This window comes from Bradyrhizobium sp., from assembly GCF_030654605.1.
Lineage (GTDB): Bacteria > Pseudomonadota > Alphaproteobacteria > Rhizobiales > Xanthobacteraceae > Bradyrhizobium.
This window is the reverse complement of sequence record NZ_JAURXB010000094.1, coordinates 16,696-38,825: the sequence shown is the minus strand read 5'-3', so window position 1 is coordinate 38,825 and position 22,130 is coordinate 16,696. Positions and strand designations below refer to the sequence as shown.

16 protein-coding genes are annotated in these 22,130 nt (G+C 64.0%); 8 read left to right on the top strand and 8 right to left on the bottom strand.

Features of this window, described 5'->3' with window-relative positions; all coding sequences use genetic code 11:
* The first annotated feature begins 1 nt into the window (after position 1).
* Positions 2 to 976: a type II secretion system F family protein gene (locus tag Q7U29_RS09990; protein ID WP_304740908.1), complete on the top strand. Its 975-nt coding sequence runs from the start codon at positions 2 to 4 to the stop codon at positions 974 to 976.
* A 234-nt stretch (positions 977 to 1,210) separates the two neighbouring features.
* Here the strand turns inward: Q7U29_RS09990 and Q7U29_RS09985 are convergent, their stop codons facing one another.
* Complete coding sequence (locus tag Q7U29_RS09985) at positions 1,211 to 2,023, bottom strand: tetratricopeptide repeat protein (protein ID WP_304740906.1); 813 nt, start codon at positions 2,021 to 2,023, stop codon at positions 1,211 to 1,213.
* 134 nt (positions 2,024 to 2,157) lie between these two features.
* On the opposite strand from Q7U29_RS09985, the gene Q7U29_RS09980 reads away from it, so the two are divergent.
* Both Q7U29_RS09980 and Q7U29_RS09975 read left to right on the top strand, forming a co-directional pair.
* The gene (locus Q7U29_RS09980) at positions 2,158 to 3,540 is read left to right on the top strand and encodes a M17 family metallopeptidase (protein ID WP_304740904.1); all 1,383 of its coding nucleotides are present in this window, start codon (positions 2,158 to 2,160) and stop codon (positions 3,538 to 3,540) included.
* Positions 3,533 to 4,375, top strand: a complete 843-nt coding sequence (locus Q7U29_RS09975; protein ID WP_304740902.1) for an NlpC/P60 family protein — start codon at positions 3,533 to 3,535, stop codon at positions 4,373 to 4,375. Before Q7U29_RS09980 ends, Q7U29_RS09975 begins: the two co-directional genes overlap by 8 nt.
* A gap of 106 nt (positions 4,376 to 4,481) precedes the next feature.
* Here Q7U29_RS09975 and Q7U29_RS09970 read toward each other — a convergent pair whose 3' ends face one another.
* The 6 genes from Q7U29_RS09970 to Q7U29_RS09945 all read right to left on the bottom strand — a co-directional run bounded on the left by Q7U29_RS09970 (position 4,482) and on the right by Q7U29_RS09945 (position 12,953).
* Entirely contained in the window at positions 4,482 to 6,116 is a 1,635-nt protein-coding gene (locus Q7U29_RS09970; protein WP_304740900.1) for an ABC transporter ATP-binding protein, read from the bottom strand.
* 9 nt (positions 6,117 to 6,125) lie between these two features.
* The gene (locus tag Q7U29_RS09965) at positions 6,126 to 7,304 is read right to left on the bottom strand and encodes an ABC transporter permease (protein ID WP_304740898.1); all 1,179 of its coding nucleotides are present in this window, start codon (positions 7,302 to 7,304) and stop codon (positions 6,126 to 6,128) included.
* Positions 7,304 to 8,413 (bottom strand): microcin C ABC transporter permease YejB, encoded by a 1,110-nt coding sequence (locus tag Q7U29_RS09960; protein WP_304740896.1) that lies wholly within the window; start codon positions 8,411 to 8,413, stop codon positions 7,304 to 7,306. Before Q7U29_RS09960 ends, Q7U29_RS09965 begins: the two co-directional genes overlap by 1 nt.
* A gap of 3 nt (positions 8,414 to 8,416) precedes the next feature.
* Entirely contained in the window at positions 8,417 to 10,279 is a 1,863-nt protein-coding gene (locus Q7U29_RS09955) for an extracellular solute-binding protein (protein WP_304740894.1), read from the bottom strand.
* Between the two features lie 14 nt (positions 10,280 to 10,293).
* Entirely contained in the window at positions 10,294 to 12,195 is a 1,902-nt protein-coding gene (locus tag Q7U29_RS09950; protein WP_304740892.1) for an extracellular solute-binding protein, read from the bottom strand.
* A gap of 206 nt (positions 12,196 to 12,401) precedes the next feature.
* On the bottom strand, positions 12,402 to 12,953 hold the full coding sequence (locus tag Q7U29_RS09945; RefSeq protein ID WP_304740890.1) for a cytochrome c family protein: 552 nt from the start codon (positions 12,951 to 12,953) through the stop codon (positions 12,402 to 12,404).
* Between the two features lie 197 nt (positions 12,954 to 13,150).
* Between Q7U29_RS09945 and Q7U29_RS09940 the strand changes: the two genes are divergently transcribed.
* Together Q7U29_RS09940 and Q7U29_RS09935 are read left to right on the top strand one after the other, a co-directional pair.
* Positions 13,151 to 13,897: a 3-deoxy-manno-octulosonate cytidylyltransferase gene (locus tag Q7U29_RS09940; RefSeq protein ID WP_304740889.1), complete on the top strand. Its 747-nt coding sequence runs from the start codon at positions 13,151 to 13,153 to the stop codon at positions 13,895 to 13,897.
* A 107-nt stretch (positions 13,898 to 14,004) separates the two neighbouring features.
* Positions 14,005 to 14,865: a prephenate dehydratase gene (locus tag Q7U29_RS09935; protein ID WP_304740887.1), complete on the top strand. Its 861-nt coding sequence runs from the start codon at positions 14,005 to 14,007 to the stop codon at positions 14,863 to 14,865.
* Positions 14,866 to 15,012: 147 nt separating this feature from the next.
* Here the strand turns inward: Q7U29_RS09935 and Q7U29_RS09930 are convergent, their stop codons facing one another.
* Positions 15,013 to 16,032, bottom strand: coding sequence for an LLM class flavin-dependent oxidoreductase (locus Q7U29_RS09930; RefSeq protein WP_304740885.1), 1,020 nt, complete (start codon positions 16,030 to 16,032; stop codon positions 15,013 to 15,015).
* 414 nt (positions 16,033 to 16,446) lie between these two features.
* Here Q7U29_RS09930 and metF point away from each other — a divergent pair, with 414 nt between their 5' ends.
* From metF to maiA, 3 genes are all read left to right on the top strand, one after another.
* Entirely contained in the window at positions 16,447 to 17,361 is a 915-nt protein-coding gene (metF, locus tag Q7U29_RS09925) for a methylenetetrahydrofolate reductase [NAD(P)H] (protein ID WP_304740883.1), read from the top strand.
* A gap of 3 nt (positions 17,362 to 17,364) precedes the next feature.
* Entirely contained in the window at positions 17,365 to 21,237 is a 3,873-nt protein-coding gene (gene metH, locus Q7U29_RS09920; protein ID WP_304740881.1) for a methionine synthase, read from the top strand.
* 170 nt (positions 21,238 to 21,407) lie between these two features.
* A complete protein-coding gene (maiA, locus tag Q7U29_RS09915; RefSeq protein WP_304740879.1) occupies positions 21,408 to 22,070 on the top strand; it encodes a maleylacetoacetate isomerase in 663 nt (220 codons plus the stop codon).
* Positions 22,071 to 22,130 lie beyond the last annotated feature (60 nt).

Here is a 22,130-nt window from a genome sequence, read left to right as displayed (position 1 = left end):
TATGATTGATTTCCTGGTCACAAAACTCCACGACGCACGGTTCATGACCATGCTGCTCGCCGCGATCGCCGCGAGTGCTACCGCCTACACGCTGATCATGCCGCTGTTCGCCGGCGAGGGCCTCGCCAAGCGCATGAAGGCGGTTGCCAGCGAACGCGAGCGGATCCGGCAACGCGAGCGCGACCGGCTCACCAAGAACGAAAAAGTATCGCTGCGCGCAACGCCGAAGCAGCTGGTCTCCCGCGTGGTGGAGGACTTCAACCTGACGAAATGGCTGGCGCAGGAAGCCGCGCGCGAAAAGCTGACCATGGCCGGCTATCGCGGCCAGGCGCCCTACATTACCTTCCTGTTCTTCCGCCTGGTGACGCCGATCCTGATGTTCGTCGGCGCCGTGCTGTACGTCTTCGTGATCTCGCAGATGCAGCAGTCGACGCCGGTGAAGATCGGCATGTGCATTGCTGCCGCCTATCTCGGCCTGCAGGCGCCGATGCTGTTCCTGAAGAACGCCATTTCCAAGCGCCAGCTCTCGATCAAGCGCGCGTTTCCCGATGCGCTCGATCTGCTGCTGATCTGCATCGAGTCGGGCATGTCGATCGAAGTCGCCTTCCGCAAGGTGGCCACCGAAATCGTGAGCCAGTCGGTGGCACTGTCGGAGGAGTTCACGCTGACCACGGCGGAGCTGTCCTATTTGCAGGACCGCAAGGTGGCCTATGAAAATCTGGCGAAGCGCACCGGGCTGGAGGGCGTGAAGTCGGTCTGCCTGGCGCTGATGCAGTCTGAACGTTACGGCACCCCGCTCGGCACCAGCCTGCGCGTGATGGCCCAGGAAAACCGCGACATGCGCATGATGGAGGCCGAGAAGAAGGCCGCCGCGCTGCCGCCGAAACTGACGGTGCCGATGATCCTGTTCTTCCTGCCCGTGCTGTTCGTGGTCATCCTCGGGCCGACCGGCATCAAGGTCGCCGCGATGCAGTGATTGCAGCTTCGCGACGGGGCCGATCAGGTACGCTACGGCAGCCCAAACCAAAAATATCGAAAACAACCCCATGCACAGTAAGCTGATGGTGTCTAAACACCTCTAACTACCGTCGTCGTCCGGCTTGACCGGACGACCCAGTACGCCGCGGCTTCTCGGTTTATCTTCAACATCTCTGGAATACTGGGTCCTCCGCTTTCGCGGAGGACGACCATTCGGGGGGATGCACGAACGTCAGTTCGGCCGGTTGAGCGCCGCCACCGGCACCGGGCCGCGCGAGTCCTTGCGGGCCAGCATCTGCTTCAGATAGGCGACATTGGCGGCCGCTTCCTCGGCCGGCAGGTCGGCCTTGACGATGCTTTCGGCCTCGGCGAAGCGTCCTTGCAGGCCGACCACGAGGCCCAGATTCTGCCGCACCCGCGCATCGGCGCGCGCGCTGCCGTGGGCACGGCGAAGGGTCTCTTCGGCTTTCGGCAGCTCCCTGGACAGCATGTAGGACAGGCCGAGATTGGACAGTACCGAGGGCTCCTCGGGCACGATCGCGAGAGCGCCGGCGTAATAGCGGCGGGCGTCGTCATGCCGGCCGAGCTGATCGAGCGCCGTTCCCTGCACCGACAGAATGCGCCAGTCCGGATTATCGGGTGAATGGGCGCGCGAGAGCACGTCGAACGCCCGCTGGGAATTGCCGTTGTCGGCCAGCGCGCGGCCGTAGCCGGCGAGCAGCGCCTTGTTGCCGGTATGGGCGATGGTGGCCTGCTCGAACACGGCCACCGCCTGGGCGCGCTGCCCGGTGGCGCGGAGCGCCTGGCCATAGCGCAGCGCGGCGTCGGCATCCCTGGGATTGGCGCGATAGCGTTCGCCGTAGACTTCGACGGCGCGGCGCGGATCGGCCTCGGCGCTGGAACCAGGATTGGGACTGGCTTCGGCTTTCGAGCCGATCGAACCCGTGATGTCGGACATGGTCTTACAGCCGCCAAGGCTTGCGGCCAAAATCGCCGTCACGGCCGCTGACGCAAGAAGCCGGGCAAGACTGGAGGGCTGACGCATGGCACTTAACTCACGATATCGGGCTAATCGACCGAGCCGAACACGCCAGCAATAGACCGTTAACCCTAATGTCTGGTTAATTGGGGGTATACCTGCCCTATCCTGCCCCGCTGCAATGAGAGACCGTGAACCGCATGCCTTCCGTATTCGAAACCGCGCCTGCCCCGTCGGCCATTCCCATCACCTTTGCGACCAAGGCCACATGGGACGCGATCCGCGCCGGCCTCCCCGCCGAGAACAGGCAGTTCGCGCTGGCCAACGGTTTTGCCGCCAAGCCCGGGGCCTGCCTGACGCTGCCGTCGGCGGACGGCAGCATCAGGCAGGTGCTGTTCGGTCTCGAGGATGAAACCGGCAAATCCCGCGACCTGTTCCGGCCCGGCGCCCTGCCCGGCCTGCTGCCGCCGGGCGTCTACCGCTTTGCCAATGCGCCGCATGATGTCAGGCTTGCCGCGCTGGCCTTCGCGCTCGGCAGCTACCGCTTCAGCCGCTATCGCAAGAACGATTTGCCCAATGTCCGGCTGGTGCCGCCTGACGGCGTCGACATCGGCGATATCACGCGAATCGCTGAGGCGACGACCCTGGCCCGTGACCTCATCAATACGCCATCGAATGACATGGGGCCGGAAGAACTGGCGCTGGCCGCAGCCGAACTGGCCAGGCGCTTCGGCGCCGACTTCAGCACCATCGTCGGCGACGAGCTGACGCGCCAGAACTTTCCGCTGATTCACGCGGTGGGAATGGCATCGTCGCGGGCGCCGCGGCTGATCGATTTGACCTGGGGCGACCCTGGGCATCCCAAGGTGACGCTGGTCGGCAAGGGCGTCTGCTTCGACACCGGCGGGCTCGATCTCAAACCGTCGAGCGGCATGCTGATCATGAAGAAGGACATGGGCGGGGCCGCCAATGTGCTGGCACTGGCGCAGATGGTGATGGATGCGAAGCTGAAGCTGCGGCTGCGGGTGCTGATCCCGGCGGTCGAGAACGCGGTCGCCGGCAACGCGTTCCGGCCGCTCGATATCTTCCCATCGCGCAAAGGCCTCACCGTGGAGATCGGCAACACCGACGCCGAGGGACGGCTGGTGCTGGCCGACGCGCTGGCGCTGGCCTGCGAGGAAAAGCCGGAGCTTTTGATCGACATGGGCACCCTGACGGGTGCCGCGCGGGTGGCGCTGGGGCCGGATCTGCCGCCATTCTACACCAATGATGAAACGCTGGCGCTCGACGTCGCTGCTCACGCGAAAGCGGAGAACGATCCAATGTGGCGATTGCCGCTGTGGCCAGCTTACGATTCCTGGCTCGATTCCAAGGTCGCCAACATCAACAACGCGCCGTCGGGCGGCTTTGCCGGCTCGATCACCTGCGCGCTGTTCCTGCAGCGCTTCGTCGAGGACACCACGCGCTGGCTGCACGTCGACATCTACGGCTGGACGCCATCGGCCAAGCCGGCGCGCCCCGAGGGCGGCGAATGCCAGGCCGCCCGCGCGATCTACAAGCTGCTGAGCCAACGCTATGCATGATCCCCGCCTGACGCCGGCGCGCGGCGACCTCGCCGCGAAGTATCTCGAAGGCACGGTCAAGGCGGCGCGCTTCGTCGCCGGCGAGGAATTCGAGATCGCGGATGCGATCGCGCCGCTGCGCAACGGCCCGTCATCCGATGCCGAACTCGCGACCCAGGCGCTGCTCGGCGAGCGCGTCACGATCTATGACCGCACCGGCGAAGGTTTTGCGTGGGGCCAATTGAATGGCGACGGCTATGTCGGCTGGCTGCCCGACCGCGCGCTGGCAAAACCCGGTGCTGCAGCGACGCACAAGGTCACGGCGACAAGGACGTTTGCCTTCCCCGGCCCGTCGATCAAGCTGCCGCCCGTCGATACGCTGGTGATGGGAACGACGCTGGCGGTGGTGCGCGAGCAAGGCGCCTTCGCCGTGACGCAGCAGAACTGGTACCTGCCGCGGCAGCATGTCGGCCGCATCGATGCGATGGCGGAGGATTTCGTCGCGGTCGCCGAACGCTTCGTCGGCACGCCGTATCTGTGGGGCGGCAAGAGCAGTCTTGGCATCGATTGCTCGGGTCTCGTCCAGGTATCGTTGAACGCCGCCGGCACCGGCTGCCCGCGCGACAGCGACATGCAGCGCGACAGCCTCGGCCGACTGATCGGGCTCGCGGACTCAAGCCCCTTGCAGCGCGGCGACCTGATATTCTGGCGGGGTCATGTCGCGATCGCGCGCGACGCCGAGACCATCGTGCACGCCAATGCGCACCACATGGCCACCGTGATCGAAAACACCCGCGACGCCATCGCGCGGATCAAGGCCGCCGGCAGTGAGGTCCTGGCGATCAAGCGGATGTAACCCCCGCACCATCATTCCGGGGCACGCGCGACAGCGTGAACCCGGAATCCGGAGGACGTGGCGCGAGATTCCGGGTTCGCGCTATGCGCGCCCCGGAATGACGGAACTAGCTCGCCGCTCCGCCTGGCTCCGCTTCCAGCCGGAACGCGGCGGCGAACAACGCGCGGGTGTAGTCGGACTTCGGAGTCTTGAACAGCTCGGAGGCCGGGCCCTCCTCCACCACCTTGCCGTGGCGCATCACGATCAGGTGGCTGGCGAGCGAGGCAACCACGCGCAGATCGTGCGAGATGAACATGTAGGTGAGGTCGCGCTTGCGCTGCAGTTCGCGCAGCAGATCGACCATCTGCGCCTGGAACAGCATGTCGAGCGCGCTGGTGGGTTCGTCCAGCACCACGAAATTCGGCTCCAGCACCGCGGCGCGCGCGATCGAGATGCGCTGGCGCTGGCCGCCGGAGAATTCATGCGGATAGCGGAAGCGCGTCGCCGGATCCATGCCGACATCCCTCAGCGCCCTGATCACGCGCGCCTCGCGCTCTTCGTACGACAGCGAGGGCTGGTGCACACTGAGGCCCTCGGCGACGATGTCGCCGACCGACATGCGCGGGCTGAGCGCGCCGAACGGATCCTGGAACACGATCTGCATGTCGCGCCGGTGTGGCCGCATTTCCTTGAAGCGCAGGCCCTGGATATTGCTGCCGAGAAACACGATCGGCCCGTCGGATGAAATCAGCCGCAGCAGCGCCAGGCCCAGCGTGGTCTTGCCGGAACCGGATTCGCCAACCACGCCCAGCGTCTCACCCTTGCGCACGGAGATGCTGACGCCGTCGACCGCCTTGATGTGGCCGACCGTCTTGCGCAGCAGGCCGCGCTTGATCGGAAACCAGACTTTCAAATCCTCTGATGACATCACCACCGGATTTTCCGGCCGCGGCGGCGCCGGGTCGACCTTCGGCTCCGCCGCCAGCAGGGCCCTGGTGTAGGGATGGGTCGGCGCGGTAAAGACCTGCTCGACCGGCCCCTGCTCGACGATCTCTCCGCTTTTCATGACGCAGACCACGTCGGCGATGCGCCTGACAATGCCGAGATCGTGGGTGATGAACAGCAGGCTCATGCCGAGCCGCGCGCGAATTTCCGCCAGCAGCGCCAGGATCTGCGCCTGCACGGTGACGTCGAGCGCCGTGGTCGGCTCGTCGGCGATCAGAAGGTCGGGCTCGTTGGCCAGCGCCATCGCGATCATGACGCGCTGGCGCTGGCCGCCGGACAATTGATGCGGATAGCTCTTGAGCCGGGTCTCCGGCTCGGGAATGCCGACCTGCGTCAGCAGTTCCAGCGTCCGCACCCGCGCTTTGGCGCCGCTGATGCCGCTGTGCAGCTGCAGGATCTCGCCGATCTGCGACTCGATCGTGTGCAGCGGGTTGAGCGAGGTCATCGGCTCCTGGAAGATGATCGAGATATCGTTGCCTCGAATGCCGCGGATCTCGTCTTCCGGCAGATCGATCAGTTCGCGGCCCTTGAAATGAATGCTGCCCGACGGATGCGACGCGGTCGGATACGGCAGCAGCTTCAGGATCGACAGCGCGCTGACGGATTTGCCGGAGCCGGATTCGCCGACCAGCGCCACGCACTCGCCGCGCCTGATCGCGAAGGAAATGCGGTCGACCGCGACCGTGGTGCCGCTCGGCTGGTGAAACGCCACCGAGAGATCGCGGACTTCGAGCAGAGGCTGGTTGATGGCGTCCATGCGGGGCCCTTACCGAAACGTCTTGCGCGGATCGAACGCGTCGCGCACGGCCTCGCCGATGAAGATCAGGAGCGACAGCATGATGGCGACCGCGAAAAACCCGGTGAAGCCGAGCCACGGCGCCTGCACGTTGGCCTTGCCCTGCGACAGCAGTTCGCCCAGCGATGGCGAGCCCGGCGGCAGGCCAAAACCGAGGAAGTCGAGCGCGGTCAGCGTCATCACCGACGACGACACGATGAAAGGCAGGAAGGTCATGGTCGCGACCATGGCGTTCGGCAACAGATGCCGGAACATGATCTTGGCATTGGAGACGCCGAGCGCCCGCGCCGCCATGATGTATTCGAAATTTCGCCCGCGCAAAAATTCCGCGCGCACCAGGCCGACCAGCGATACCCATGAAAACAGCAGGAGGATTCCGAGCAGCACGAAGAATCCGGGCACCAGCACCGAGGACAGAATCAGCAGCAGATAGAGCGAGGGGATGGCACTCCACACCTCGATGAAGCGCTGAAAGCCGAGATCGACCCAGCCGCCGAAATAGCCCTGCACACCACCGGCGGCGACACCGATGATCGAGGAGATGATGGTCAGGGAAAGCCCGAACAGCACCGAGATGCGGAAACCGTAGATCAGCCGCGCCACCACGTCGCGGCCCTGATCGTCGGTGCCGAGCCAGTTGTATTCGAGATCGCGGCAGCTCTTGAGGCCCTTCTTCTGCACCACTTCCTTGCACTGCGCTTCCGTCAGCATCCATGTCGGCTTCGACGGCGCGGGCGTCGGCAGATCGAGATTGTGCGTATGGTAGGAATAGCGGATCAGCGGCCACACCACGGTGCCGCCCTTGTCGGCGATCAGCTTCTGCAGATAGGGGTCGCGATAATCGGCGGCGGTTTCGAAATCGCCGCCGAAGGTGGTCTCGGAATAGCTGATGAAGGCCGGAAAATACAGCCGGCCGTCGAACTTGATCAGGAACGGGCGGTCGTTGGCGATCAGCTCGGCGAACAGCGAGATGAAGAACAGGATCAGGAAGATCCAGAACGACCAGTAGCCCCGGCGATTGGATTTGAAGTTCTGCCAGCGGCGGCGGTTGAGCGGCGACGGTGAGAAACGATGGCGCGTCATCGGCGCGAGTTCGCCGAGCGGCGACTGCATGGTGGTTTCGACCGGCTGCGGCGCGATGAGGGTCATCAGACTTCCCGCGCCTCGAAATCGATTCGGGGGTCGATCCACATATAAGCGAGGTCGGAGACCAGATTGATGACGAGGCCGACCAGCGAAAAAATGAAAAGCGTGCCGAACACCACGGGATAATCGCGGTTCAACACGCTCTCGAAGCCGAGCAGGCCGAGCCCGTCGAGCGAAAAGATGGTTTCGATCAGCAGCGAACCCGAGAAGAAAGCGTGGATGAACGCGCCCGGAAAGCCGGCGATCACGATCAGCATGGCGTTGCGGAAGATGTGATGATAGAGCACCTGCCGCTCGCTGCAGCCCTTGGCGCGCGCGGTCATGACATATTGCTTGCGGATTTCGTCGAGGAACGAGTTCTTGGTCAGCAGCGTCATGGTGGCGAAGGCGCCGAGCGCCATCGAGAACAGCGGCAGCGCGATATGCCAGAAATAATCCAGGATCTTCCAGTACCAGGGAAACTGCGCCCAGCCGTCCGAGGTCAGCCCGCGCAGTGGGAAGATGTTGAAGAACGAGCCGCCCGCGAACAGGATGATGAGCAGGATCGCGAACAGGAACCCGGGAATGGCAAATCCGATGATGATCACCGCCGAGGTCCAGGTGTCGAATTTCGAACCGTCCTGCACCGCCTTGCGGATGCCGAGCGGAATCGAGATCAGATAGGTCAGGAGCGTCATCCAGATCCCGAGCGACATCGATACCGGCAGCTTCTCCTTGATCAGCTGCAGCACGCTGACATCGCGAAAGTAGCTCTTGCCGAAATCGAACCGCGCGAAATTCCACACCATCAGCGCAAAACGCTCCGGCGCCGGCTTGTCGAAGCCGAACTGCTTTTCCAGGCTCTTGATGAAATCGGGATCGAGGCCCTGTGCGCCGCGATACTTGGAGTTGGTCATGTCGGCTGAGGCGCCGACCTGATTGCGGGCGCCGAAATCGCCGCCGGAAGAACCCGAGATCCGGGAGCTGGCGCCGGTATCGGCGCCGCTGAGCTGCGCGATCACCCGCTCGACCGGCCCGCCCGGCGCAAACTGCACCACGATGAAGGAGACGAACAGGATTCCGAGCAGGGTCGGGATCATCAACAGAACGCGGCGGGCGATATATGCGCTCATGTTCTATTTCGCCTGTTCAATCTTGGCCGCCTTGCTGGCCTCGAACCACCACGTCTCCGGCGCGCCGCGCGCGTAGCGCGGCTTGACCTTGGGATAGCCGAACTGGTCCCAATAAGCGATCCAGTGCGACGCCTTGCTCCAGTGCGGAATCCAGTAGCGGCCCGAGCGCAGCACGCGGTCGAGCGCCCGGCACGCGGTATTGAGCTGCGCCTGGCTCTGCGCCGCAATCGCTTTTTCGACCAGAGCATCGATGACGGGATCCGAAACACCGGCGAGGTTGTTGGACCCCTTGGTTTTCGCGAACTCGCTGGAGAAATAGTTGCGGAGCGCGCTGCCGGGGATCTGCGGATAGATGAAACGCGCGATCGCGATGTCGAAATCGAAGTCCTTGATCCGCGCCTCGGCCTGCGACGGATCGACCAGCCTTATATTGGCGTCGATGCCGAGCACCCGTAGGTTCTTGATGAAGGTGGTGTGATGCGGCTCGAACGAGCGCTCGGTCAGCAGGAACTCGATGGTGAGCTGCTCGCCTTTGGCGTTGACCCGCTTGCCGTCCTTGACGGTCCAACCCGCGGCATTGAGCAGGTCACCGGCGCTGCGCAGCAGCTTGCGGTCCTGCCCGGAACCGTCGCTGACAGGCGGCAGCCATGCCGGCCCGAACACTTCGGGCAGCACGCGGTCGCGGAACGGCTCGAGCAACGCGATTTCCTCGGGCGACGGCTCGCCCTTCGCCATCATCTCGGAGTTCTGGAACACCGAATGGGTGCGATCATAGGCACCGTACATCAGGTTCTTGTTGGTCCATTCGAAGTCGAAGGCGGTCACCATCGCCTCACGGAGGCGGCGGTCGGAAAACTTGTCGCGACGGGTGTTGAGCAGCCAGCCCTGCGCGCCCGAGGGGCGCGCGTCGGGAATCACCTCGCGCTTGACGCGGCCGTCGCGCAGCGCCGGGAAGTCGTAGCGCGTCGCCCAGACTCGCGAGGTGAATTCCTCGCGGAACAGATAATTGCGGCCGATGAAGGCTTCGAGGCCGACTTCGCGGTCGCGGTAATACTCGTCGCGGATCAGGTCGAAATTATACTGCCCGCGCGCGACGGGAAGATTTTCGCCCCACCAGTTTTTCACTCGCTCGAATTCGACATAGCGTCCCTGCTCGAACCGCGCCACGCGATAGGGGCCCGAGCCGAGCGGCGCCTCCAGCGAAGTCTCGTCGAATGGTTTGGCGCCGTAGTACTTTTCCGAGAAGATCGGCATCGATGCCGCCAGCGCCGGCGCATCGAGCCCGCGTGCCGGAGAAAACCGCAAGGTCACGGTCTGCTTGTCTTCGGCGACGATTTCGGCGAGTTCGCGCAACACCGAGGAATAGGCCGGGTGCCCCTTGGTCTTCAGCGTGGTCAGCGAGAACGCGACGTCGGCCGCGGTGATGTCGGTACCATCGTGAAATTTTATCCCGGGGCGCAGGCGAAAGCGGTAGAGCAGCCCGTCGGAGGAAACCGTCAGCTCCTGCGCCGCCGAGGGATACACCGCGTCCGGCTCATCCAGCGCCCTTGTCATCAGCGACGCAAATGTGAGGCCCATATTGCTCGCGACATCGCCCTTGATGATGTAGGCGTTGAGCGAATTGAAGGTCGATCCGCCGGCGCCGACCAGCTGCGAAAACACTCCGCCCTTCGGCGCGTCGGCATTGACGTAGTCGAAATGGCGGAAATCCGCGGGGTATTTCAGTTCGCCGAACGCCGACAGGCCATGAATTTTGAGGCCTTGGATTTTGGCGCCCGCATCGTCCGCCAGCGCGGGCCGAAGCCATGCCGCGCCGATGGCGCCGGCCCCCAGCCGCAGCATGGTGCGCCGATCGAATGGCATCATGCGGGGAATGTCCCTCAAGACCGTCTGCCGATCTTCGCAGCCTTGTCGGCGTCATACCACCAGATCCCGGGGAATGCCGACTGGCCGTATTCCGGCAACTCGGCCGGCCGGCCGAAGCGATCCCAGCGCGCGGTCCGCACCTTGTTGTAAGTCCACTGCGGCACGACATAGTGGTTCCACAGCAGGACGCGATCGAGCGCCCAGGTCGCGGCGACCAGATCGTCGCGGTCCTTGGCAAAAATCAGCCGCTCGATCAGTTTGTCGATCGCCGGATTCATGATTCCGAGGATATTGCGCGACCCGGCCATGTCCGCGGCCTGCGAGCCCCAGTACTCACGCTGCTCGTTACCCGGCGAAAGCGATTGTCCCCAGGACGACACGACGATATCGAAATCCCAAGTTCGCAGCCGGTTCTCATATTGCGCCGGATCGATGGTGCGCACGCTGACGTCAATGCCGAGGCGTTCCAGCGAGGGCTTGAAGAACAGCATGACCCGCTCGAATGAGGGATCGGCTCCGAGCAATTCGATGGTGAATGGCGCTCCGGTCTTGCCGTCAGTCAGCTTGCGGTCGCGCACCTCATATCCGGCCTCCTTGAGCAAGCGCAGCGCCTCGCGCAGATTGCCGCGCACCGCTTCAGGACTGCCGCCGACCGGATTGATATAGGCCGTCGTGAAAACCTCCGCCGGAACTTGCGCCCGGACCGTCTCGAGGATTTCCAGCTCCCTGCCCTGCGGCAGACCGCTCGAGGCCAATTTTGTGCCATCGAAATAGCTGCTGATACGCTTGTACTGGCCGAAGAAGATCTGCTTGTTCATTTCCTCGAAATCGAAAGCAAAATTCAGCGCGCGGCGCACCCGCGGATCCCTGAACTTGTCGCGGCGGAGATTCATCGCGAACCCCTGCATGATGCCCGAACTGCGGTTTGGAAATTCCTCCAGCAGCACCCGCTTTTCGGCAACGGCAGGAAAGTCGTAGGCCGTGGCCCAGTTCTTGGCACTGTTTTCGGTGCGCCAGTCCACCTGATCGCCCTTGAACGCCTCGAGTGCCACCAACGAGTCGCGGAAATACTCGTAACGCAGTTCGCCGAAATTGTTGCGCCCGATATTGGCGCCGAGATTGCGTCCCCAATGATCCTTCACCCGCTCCAGCGTGACCGACCGTCCGCCGACGAATTCCTTGATGCGGTAGGCACCGGAGCCCAGCGGCTTCTCCAGCGTCGTCGCGGAGATGTCGCGCTTGCGGCCTTCGCCGTCGGTTCCCTCCCACCAATGCTTCGGCAATATCGTGAGTTGGCCCACGATCAGCGGAAGTTCACGATTGCCCGGCGCATCGAAGGTGAACTTGATCTCGCGATCGCCGTTCTTTTCAGCCTTGATCACGTGACGGTAGTAAGCCGAATATTGCGGATGATGTTTCTTGAACGAATCGAGCGAGAAGATCACATCGTCGGCCGTCACCGGCTTGCCATCATGCCATTTCGCCTCCGCCCGCAGACGATAGGTGACGGAGGAAAAATCCTCGGGATGGCTGACCGCCTCGGCCAACGCGCCATATTCGGTCGAGACTTCATCCAGCGATGACGACATCAACGGTTCGTGGACGAGCCCCACGGCCGACGCCAGCGAGCCTTTGACGCCGGCAACGGCGAGATTGAAATTGTCGAATGTCCCGATCAGGATCTGGCGGGCGATGCCGCCCTTGGGCGCATCCGGATTGACGTAGTCGAAGCGTTTGAAGCCTTCAGGATATTTGACGTCGCCGAACAGCGACAGCGCGTGGCGCCAGACCGGCTCGCCGGTTGCGGCTTGCGCCTTTGCCGGCGCGGCCGCGGAAACGCCTGCCGCCATTCCCAGCGCCGGGGCCAGCGCGACGCAGGCGCTGCCTTGCAGAAGATGTCGTCGGGTAATCGTCAAATGATGATTTCCTGATTGCTGTCGCGGGCTATTGAGGACGCAATATAAGGCAAGGTTTCGACCGATTATGTTGCTTTTTCCTCATGTTACCAGCCTGATAACGCGCCCGGTGCGGCGAAAGGTCCCGATAAAATAGCCGCGATCACAGCAAAACGGCCAGGCAAGCCTGGCCGTTTTCACGAAACCCGTGCAGGGCCTTCGGAATGCTACTTCGACGCCGTCGGCAGCGGAGCCGGCTTCTCTGCCAGGCTGCGCAGATAGGCGATCACGTCGGCGCGCTCGCTGTCCTTCTGGATGCCGGCGAATCCCATCGCGGTGCCGGGGACGAAGCCCTTGGGATTGGAGATGAACTTGCTGAGGTCGTCGTAGGTCCAGGTGCCGCCCTTGGCCTTCAAGGCCGCCGAGAAATTGAAGTTGCGACCCGGGGAGGCTTTCGGCTCGTTGAGGACGCCATAAAGATTCGGGCCGACGCGGTTGGGGCCGCCCTTTTCGAAGGTATGGCAGGCCGCGCATTTCTTGGCCGCGCCGGCACCCTTTTCGACGGAGGCGGTCTGCAGCAGCTTTTCGATCGGCTCGGACGGCGCCGCCGCGGCTTCCTTGCCACCGGCAGGCGCGGCTTCCTTGACGGCGATCTCGAAACCCGGCGTTTTCGGCATCTGCGGCGTGAAGATCGCGTTGGCGGTGAAATTCGTCACCAGCAACAGAAGGCAGCTGGCGAGAAGGGCGCCCATGACTTTATTGAGTTCGAAGGAGTCCATTTTCGATCAGGCTCCAGGCCGGAATGTCGACGTAAGGCCGGTGGGACGGCCGGATGAGCAGCAGGAATCGGGCTTTCGCACCGCACCCGAGCGACGATGAGATATCGGTTTGCCCGCGCTCTGGCAACCCGTATAAACGGCCCAACTCTCCGCCAATCCCCACCAATTCCTGATCATGTGAGCCGGGTCTAAACCCTGTGACCGAGCCCCGCACCCTGGTGCTGATTCCCGCCCGCATGGCCGCCACCCGGCTGCCCGGCAAGCCGCTATCGGACATCGCCGGCCTGCCGATGATCGTCCATGTGCTGCGCAGGGCGGAGGCGGCCGGAATTGGCCGCGTGGCGGTCGCTACCGATACGCCCGAGATCGCCGCCGCCGTGACAACCCATGGCGGCGAAGCGGTCATGACACGCGCCGATCACCCCTCCGGCTCGGACCGGATCTTCGAGGCACTCGGCCAGCTCGACCCCAAAGGCGAGATCCAGATCATCGTCAATCTGCAGGGCGATTTTCCGACTATCCACCCCGACAACATCCGCAGCGTGCTGGCGCCGCTTGGTGACCCCGCGGTCGATATCGCGACCCTGGCCGCCCGGATCCACACCGAGGAAGAAGCCACCAATCCCAATGTGGTGAAGGCGGTCGGCTCGCCGGTCAGTCCCGGGCGGCTGCGCGCCCTCTATTTCACCCGCGCCACCGCGCCCTGGGGCGACGGGCCGCGCTACCATCATATCGGGCTTTATGCCTATCGCCGTGCGGCGCTGGAGCGCTTTGTGTCGCTGCCCCCGTCGCCGCTGGAAATGCAGGAAAAGCTCGAGCAGTTGCGGGCGCTGGAAGCCGGAATGCGGATCGACATCGGCATCGTCGATACCGTGCCGCGCGGCGTCGACACCCCGGCGGACCTCGAAACCGCCCGCCTCATACTGCAGCCTCGTTCTGAATGAACGAGGCTTCATCAGTTTATCTTGACGCGTTTTCTTCACGCGAACCGGTCTCCACTTGGCTTGAAAACGTTCTGGAAAAAGCCTGAACGGCTGATACAAGGCGCCTCATGACAAAGAAGCTGAAAATCGCATTCCAGGGCGAGCCGGGAGCCAATTCCCACATCGCCATCGCCGAAGCCTATCCCGACGCCGAGCCGGCGCCCTGCCCGACCTTCGAGGACGCGCTGGCCGCGATCACCTCGGGGGAGGCCGACCTCGGCATGATCCCGATCGAGAATTCGGTGGCCGGCCGGGTCGCCGACATCCATCATCTGTTGCCGCAATCCGGCCTGTTTATCGTCGGCGAGTACTTCCTGCCGATCCATCACCAGTTGATGGCGCCGCGCGGCACCAGGCTCGGCGACATCAAGACGGTGGAGAGCCACGTCCACGCGCTCGGGCAATGCCGCAACATCATCCGCAAGCTCAAGATCAGGCCGATCGTGTCGGGCGATACCGCAGGATCGGCCCGCATCGTCGCCGAGCGCGGCGACAAGTCCTGCGCCTCGATCGCCTCGAAACTCGCGGCCGACATCTACGGCCTCGACATCCTGGCCGAGGACGTCGAGGACGAAACCCACAACACCACCCGCTTCGTGGTGCTGGCGCGCGAAGCGACCTGGGCCAAACAGGGATCGGGGCCGCTGGTCACCAGTTTCGTGTTCCGGGTACGCAACCTGCCGGCCGCGCTCTACAAGGCGATGGGGGGCTTTGCCACCAACGGCGTCAACATGACCAAGCTGGAAAGCTACATGGTCGACGGCAATTTCTTCGCCACGCAATTCTATGCCGACGTCGACGGCCATCCCGAGGACAAGGGACTGGCCTTCGCGCTGGAGGAACTGAAATTCTTCTCGCGCGAGTTTCGGATCGTGGGCGTGTATCCCGGCCATCCGTTCCGGGCGACGTTCAGCGAGAAGGCGGAGTGATTGGTTGCCCTCTAAACGAGTCGTCCCGGCCTACGCGCCGGGACCCATACCGCGTGATCCATCGATAAAGCAGTGTGGTCGACACCTTCCACACGACATGAGCCGGTGATTATGGGTCCCGGCGCGTAGGCCGGGACGACGAGGTTGCTACGCCGCCGCTTGCTTGCCCAGCCCGAACGTATCCGCCAGCAGGCTGTACGACTTCTTCCGCGCGTCGTGGTCGTACACCGCGGTGATGACCATCAGTTCGTCCGCCTTGCTGGCCGCAATCATCGGCTGCAGTTTCTGCATCACCGTCGCCGGGCTGCCGACGAACAGCCGCGCGCGGTTGCGGGCGATCGAGGCGCGTTCGCTGTCGGTGTAGGGATAGGCCAGCGCCTCCTCGACCGATGGCAGCGGCAGATACTGGCCGCGGTCGCGGCGCAGCCGGTTGAGGTCCATCGATGACGCGAGCCTGTCGGCTTCCGCGTCGGTTTCGGCTGTGACCGCCGCCACCGCCAGGATGCCGTGCGGCGTGGCGCGCCAGCCGGATGGCGTGAAGCGGTCGTGGTAGGTGGTCATGGCATCGACCGCGTCATGCGACGCAAAATGATGCGCGAAGGCAAACCCCATCCCGATCTGCGCCGCCAGTTCCGACGAGTAGTCGCTGGAGCCGAGCAGCCAGATCGGCGGCAGCGGGCTGTCGTCCGGCATCGCCACCACATTGTTGTAGGGATGGCCCGGCGGAAAGCCGCGGGTCTCCCACAGGATCAATTCCTGCAGCCGCTCCAGAAAATCGTCGCCGTCGCGGCGGTCGAGCCGGCTGCGCAGCGCATGCGCGGTGGCGCCGTCGGTGCCTGGCGCGCGGCCGAGGCCGAGATCGATCCGGCCGGGAAACAACGCCTCCAGCATCTTGAAGCGCTCGGCCACCACAAGCGGCGCATGGTTCGGCAGCATCACGCCGCCGGAGCCGACCCGGATATTCTTCGTCACCGCGGCGATCTGCCCGATCATCAGATCGGGCGCCGGGCTCGCCACCGAGGCGAGGTTGTGATGTTCGGCCAGCCAGTAGCGGACATAGCCCAAGCCATCCGCATGACGCGCCAGATCGATGCTGTTGCGCAGCGCCGCGGCGGGTTTCGTCCCGGTGGTGACGACCGAGAGGTCGAGGATCGAGAGAGGAATCATGGCGGTAAGCTAGTGCGCATTGTCGGGTGCACAAAGGGGCCGGGAGCGCAGATCAGGCGCGCGTCGGCGGAGACCTGCGATGGTCGGATCGAAGACGGCAAGTGGGACAAAATATCATTGAAAGACTTAACTCAATTCTGCCCACATCGAACACCCCGCGACGGTCAACCCGTATTACCTGAACCATATTATTGTATTTACTCAATTATTTCTCCATACTGGGCGTCTCGAGCAAGGTGACACCCGCCTTCGCTACCAGCCCACTAAATGAAAAATCCGGCCTAAATTTCGTTAGATAAACAGAAATTGGGCAATTTCCCATCGTCGATGGGCTATTGCAATGACGCCGCTTGGCTTATTTTAGCCTCTCGCAGCTAAGCCTGTCCCGACGCTTTGAGTGGAGTTTGTGGTGCCATGACCGAGGTTACGCCGCCCGCGCCGGAAGGGCACCGCGCGCTGCATTCGCCAAGGATTTCCTTCGAGTTCTTCCCGCCCAAGACCGAGGAGATGGAGCGGAGCCTGTGGGAGACGATCAACCGGCTGGCGCCGCTGACGCCGAATTTCGTCTCGGTGACCTACGGTGCCGGGGGCTCGACCCGTGAGCGTACCCATTCGACCATCGCCCGCATCCTGAAAGAGACCAGTCTGGTCCCGGCCGCGCACCTGACCTGCGTCGGCGCGCCGAAAAGCGAGATCGACGACGTGGTGGCGCGCTACCACGAGATCGGCGTCCGCCACATCGTCGCGCTCCGTGGCGATCCGACCACCGGCATCGGGACCGCCTACCATGCCCATCCGGACGGCTACCAGAGTTCGCCCGACCTGATCGAAGGCATCAAGAAGCGCTATCCCGACATCGAGATCTCGGTTTCCGCCTATCCGGAAAAGCATCCGGAGAGCCCGACCATCGAGGCCGACATCGACACGCTCGAGGCCAAGGTCGATGCCGGCGCCACCCGCGCCATCACCCAGGTGTTCTTCGATAACGACCTCTATCTCCGCTACCTCGATCGCGTCCGTGCGCGCGGCATCACGATTCCGATCGTGCCCGGCATCATGCCGATGCATAATTTCAAGCAGGCGCGCAATTTCGTCACCCGTGCCGGCACCTCGGTGCCGGACTGGCTGGCGGAAAAATTCGAGGGCCTCGACGACGACGCCGAAACCCGCAAGCTCGTTGCGGCTACGGTCGCGGCCGGCCAGGTGCAGAAGCTCGCAAAACAGGGCGTCGATACCTTTCACTTCTACACCATGAACCGCGCGGACCTCGTGTTCGCGATCAGCCATTTGCTCGGTATTCGCCCGCAGGGCGCCCAGAAAGCCGCTTGATCGATGACCTCTTCTGTTTCCGAAAAGCGAACCGCGTTGCTCGCGGCGGCCCGCGAGCGCATCCTGGTGCTCGACGGCGCCATGGGCACCATGATCCAGGGCCTCGAATATGACGAGGCCGCGTTTCGCGGCGCGCGCTTTGCGGATTTCCACCGCGACGTCAGGGGCAACAACGATCTCCTGATCCTGACCCAGCCGCAGGCGATCGAGGACATCCACGCCGAATATCTGCGCGCCGGCGCCGACATCGTCGCCACCAACACGTTTTCCTCGACCTCGATCGCGCAGGCCGATTACGACCTTTCCGGCATCGCCTATGAGATGAACCTGGAGGGGGCACGGCTCGCCCGCAACGCCGCGACCCGCGTCACCGCCGAAGACGGCAAACCGCGCTTCGTCGCCGGCGCCATCGGCCCGACCAACCGCACCGCCTCGATCTCGCCCGATGTGTCGAGCCCCGGATATCGCGCCGTGACGTTCGACGATCTGCGCACCGCCTATGGAGAACAGATCAATGGCCTGCTCGATGGCGGCGCCGATCTGCTGCTGGTCGAGACTATCTTCGACACGCTGAACGCCAAGGCGGCACTGTATGCGATCGCGGAAATCGCCGAGGCCCGCGGGATCGACGTGCCCGTGATGATCTCGGGCACCATTACCGACAAATCCGGCCGGCTGCTGTCCGGCCAGTTGCCGGAGGCATTCTGGAATTCGGTGCGGCACGCACGCCCCATCACCATCGGCTTCAACTGCGCGCTCGGCGCCGAGGACCTGCGCGCCCACATCGCCGATATCGGCCGCGTCGCCGACACCCTGGTGTGCGCCTATCCCAACGCCGGCCTGCCCAACGAATTCGGCCAGTACGACGAGAGCCCGGAATTCATGGCCGGGCTGATCGGCGAATTCGCAGCTTCCGGCCTCGTCAACATCGTCGGCGGCTGCTGCGGCACCACGCCGGACCATATCGCCGCGATTGCCGCCGCCGTGGCGCCGCACAAGCCGCGCGCGATCCCCGTGGTCGAGCCGCGCTTGCGGCTCTCGGGCCTCGAGCCGTTCGAACTGACGCCCGCGATTCCCTTCGTCAACGTCGGCGAGCGCACCAATGTCACCGGCTCGGCCAAATTCCGCAAGCTGGTCACCGCGGGCGATTACACCGCCGCGCTGGCGGTGGCGCGCGACCAGGTCGAGAACGGCGCCCAGATCATCGACGTCAACATGGACGAAGGCCTGCTCGACTCCGAAGCCGCGATGGTGACGTTCCTCAACCTCGTCGCCGCCGAACCCGATATCGCCCGCGTCCCCGTGATGGTCGACTCCTCGAAATTCACCGTGATCGAAGCCGGCCTGAAATGCGTGCAGGGCAAGCCGGTGGTGAATTCGATCTCTATGAAGGAAGGCGAGGCAAAGTTCATCCACGAAGCCAGGATCGCGCGGCGCCATGGCGCCGCCGTGGTGGTGATGGCGTTCGACGAGGCCGGCCAAGCCGACACCTTTGCGCGCAAGACCGAGATCTGCAAGCGCGCCTACGACATCCTGGTCGGGCAGCTGAATTTTCCGCCGGAAGACATCATCTTCGATCCCAACATTTTCGCGATCGCGACCGGGCTGGAAGAGCACAATAATTACGGCGTCGATTTCATCGAGGCGACGCGCTGGATCCGGCAGAACCTGCCGCATGCGCACATTTCCGGCGGCGTCTCCAATTTGTCGTTCTCGTTCCGCGGCAACGAGCCGGTGCGCGAGGCCATGCATTCGGTGTTCCTGTATCACGCCATCAAGGCCGGCATGGACATGGGCATCGTCAATGCCGGGCAGATGATCGTCTATGACGACATCGATCCCGAGCTGCGCCAGACCTGCGAAGACGTCATTCTGAACCGCGATCCCGGCGCTTCCGAACGCCTGCTGGAACTGGCCGAGAAATTCCGCGGCAAGGAGAAACAGACCAGGGAGCAGGATCTGGCCTGGCGCGAATGGCCGGTCGAGAAGCGACTGAGCCACGCACTGGTACACGGCATCACCGAATATATCGAGGAAGACACCGAGGCCGTGCGGCTGACGGTCGAGCGCCCACTGCATGTGATCGAAGGCCCGCTGATGGCCGGCATGAATATCGTCGGCGACCTCTTCGGCGACGGCAAGATGTTCCTGCCGCAGGTGGTGAAGTCGGCGCGCGTCATGAAGCAGGCGGTCGCCTATCTGATGCCGTTCATGGAGCAGGAGAAGGCGGACAATCTTGCCAATGGCATTGCCGGCGACGGACGCAACTCGGCCGGCAAGATCGTGCTCGCCACCGTCAAGGGCGACGTCCACGACATCGGCAAGAACATCGTCGGCATCGTGCTGCAATGTAACAACTTCGAAGTGATCGACCTCGGCGTCATGGTGCCGGCCTCGAAGATCATCGAGACCGCGAAGGCCGAGGGCGCCGACATCATCGGGCTGTCCGGCCTGATCACACCATCGCTGGACGAAATGAGCTTTCTGGCCGGCGAGTTGGAACGGCAGGGCATGACCGTGCCGCTGCTGATCGGCGGCGCGACCACCAGCCGCGTCCATACCGCGGTCAAGATCGATCCGAACTACCGCGGCGGCCCCGTGGTGCATGTCAACGACGCCAGCCGCGCCGTCGGCGTCGCCTCCTCGCTGCTGTCGCCGGAGCGCCGCGAAGCCTATGCCGCCGAGGTGCGCGCCGACTATGCGAAGATTTCCGCGGCGCATTTCCGGGCGCAGGCCGACAAGAAGCGGCTGAAGCTGACGGACGCGCGCGCCAATGCCCACGTCATCGACTTCGCCAAGGTACCGCCGACCAAGCCGGCCTTCCTCGGCATCCGGAGTTTTCGCGACTACAACCTCGCCGAACTCGCCGACTACATCGACTGGACGCCGTTCTTCCAGACCTGGGAGCTGACCGGGCGTTTTCCGGCCATTCTCGACGATCCCAAGGTCGGCGAAGTCGCGCGCTCGCTCTATGACGACGCCCGCAAGATGCTCGACCTCATCGTGAGGGAGAACTGGTTCAAGGCGCAGGCCACCATCGGCTTCTGGCCGGCCAATGCCGAGGGCGACGACATCGTGGTCTATGCCGACGACAGCCGCCAGCAGCCGATCGCGACCTTCCACACGCTGCGCCAGCAGCTGGAAAAGCGCGAGGGCCGCTTCAACTCGGCGCTGTCGGATTTCATCGCGCCGGCATCCTCCGGCGTGCCGGATTATATCGGCGCCTTCGTGGTCACCGCCGGGATCGGCGAGGACGTAATCGCCGACCGTTTCAAGAACGCCAATGACGATTACTCCTCGATCCTGTGCAAGGCGCTGGCCGACCGTCTCGCCGAAGCCTTTGCCGAGCGGATGCATGCCCGCGTCCGCCGCGAGTTCTGGGGCTATGCACCGGACGAGACGCTTTCGCCGGATCAGCTGATTCTCGAACAGTACCAGGGCATCCGCCCGGCGCCCGGCTATCCCGCGCAGCCCGATCACACCGAGAAGGCGACGCTGTTCGCGCTGCTCGATGCGGAGAAGACCGCCGGCGTGCAGCTGACCGAGAGCTATGCGATGTGGCCGGGCTCGTCGGTATCGGGCCTGTATTTCAGCCATCCCGAGAGTTTCTATTTCGGCGTCGGCAAGATCGAGCGCGACCAGGTCGAGGATTACGCCGTTCGCAAGGGCTGGAGCGTGGCGGAGGCCGAGCGCTGGCTGGCGCCGGTGCTGAACTACATTCCGGCGCAGGACCGCTCCGAACAGGACCGCCGCCTGAAAGAAGCGATGCCGACCCTGGCGCCGGCCACGACCGAGCCCGCCAACGACGCCGCGTCGCATCCGCCCGGCTGCAACTGCGCGGTGCATCTGGCGTATCGGAAAAAGGCGCGGGCCTGACCCCTTTCTTCCCTTCTCCCCTTGTGGGAGAAGGTGGCGCGAAGCGCCGGATGAGGGGTTCTATCAAGCGGCACTTTGCGCGTTGATAGAGCCCCCTCACCCGTCTCGAATGCGCGATGCGCATTCGATCCACCCTCTCCCACAAGGGGAGAGGGGAAGAGGAGCCCCCGATGAAATTCTTCTCCTTCTGGCGATCGCTGGCGAGTTTTCGGGTTCGCATCGCGCTCAACCTCAAGCGCCTGCCGGCCGAGGTGGTCTACGTCGATATCGACGCCGACGCGCATCGCGCCGACGCCTATCGCGAGGTCAATCCGCAGATGGCGCTGCCGGCGCTGGTGCTCGATGACGGCACCACGCTGTTCCAGTCGCTCGCCATCCTCGAATATCTCGACGAGACCCACCCCGCGCCGCCACTGTTGCCTTCCGATCCACGCGGCCGCGCCCGGGTGCGCGCGCTGGCGCTGATGATCGCCTGCGAGGGCCATCCGCTGCTGGTGCCGCGGGTGCGGCGTTATCTCGACCACGAACTGAACTTGCGCGACACGCAGCAGGCGGCGTGGCGGCGGCACTGGACCGTGGAGACGCTGGCGGCGCTGGAAGCGCATCTCGCCGATCACAAGGATACCGGCCGCTTCTGCCATGGCGATACGCCTTCGCTGGCCGATATCTGCATGGTCGGCCATGTCACCGTAGCGGTCACCCAGCAGATCGATCTGGCGCCCTGGCCGACCGTGAAGCGCATTTTCGAGGCCGCGATGGCGCTGCCGGAATTTGCGACTGCGCATCCGCTACGGCAGCCGGATACGCCGGAGGCGATGCGGGTGAAGAAGTAGGAGACGAGCGCCGTTCCAACAAACCCCGACCTCATCCTGAGGAGCCGCGCGCGCTTTGCG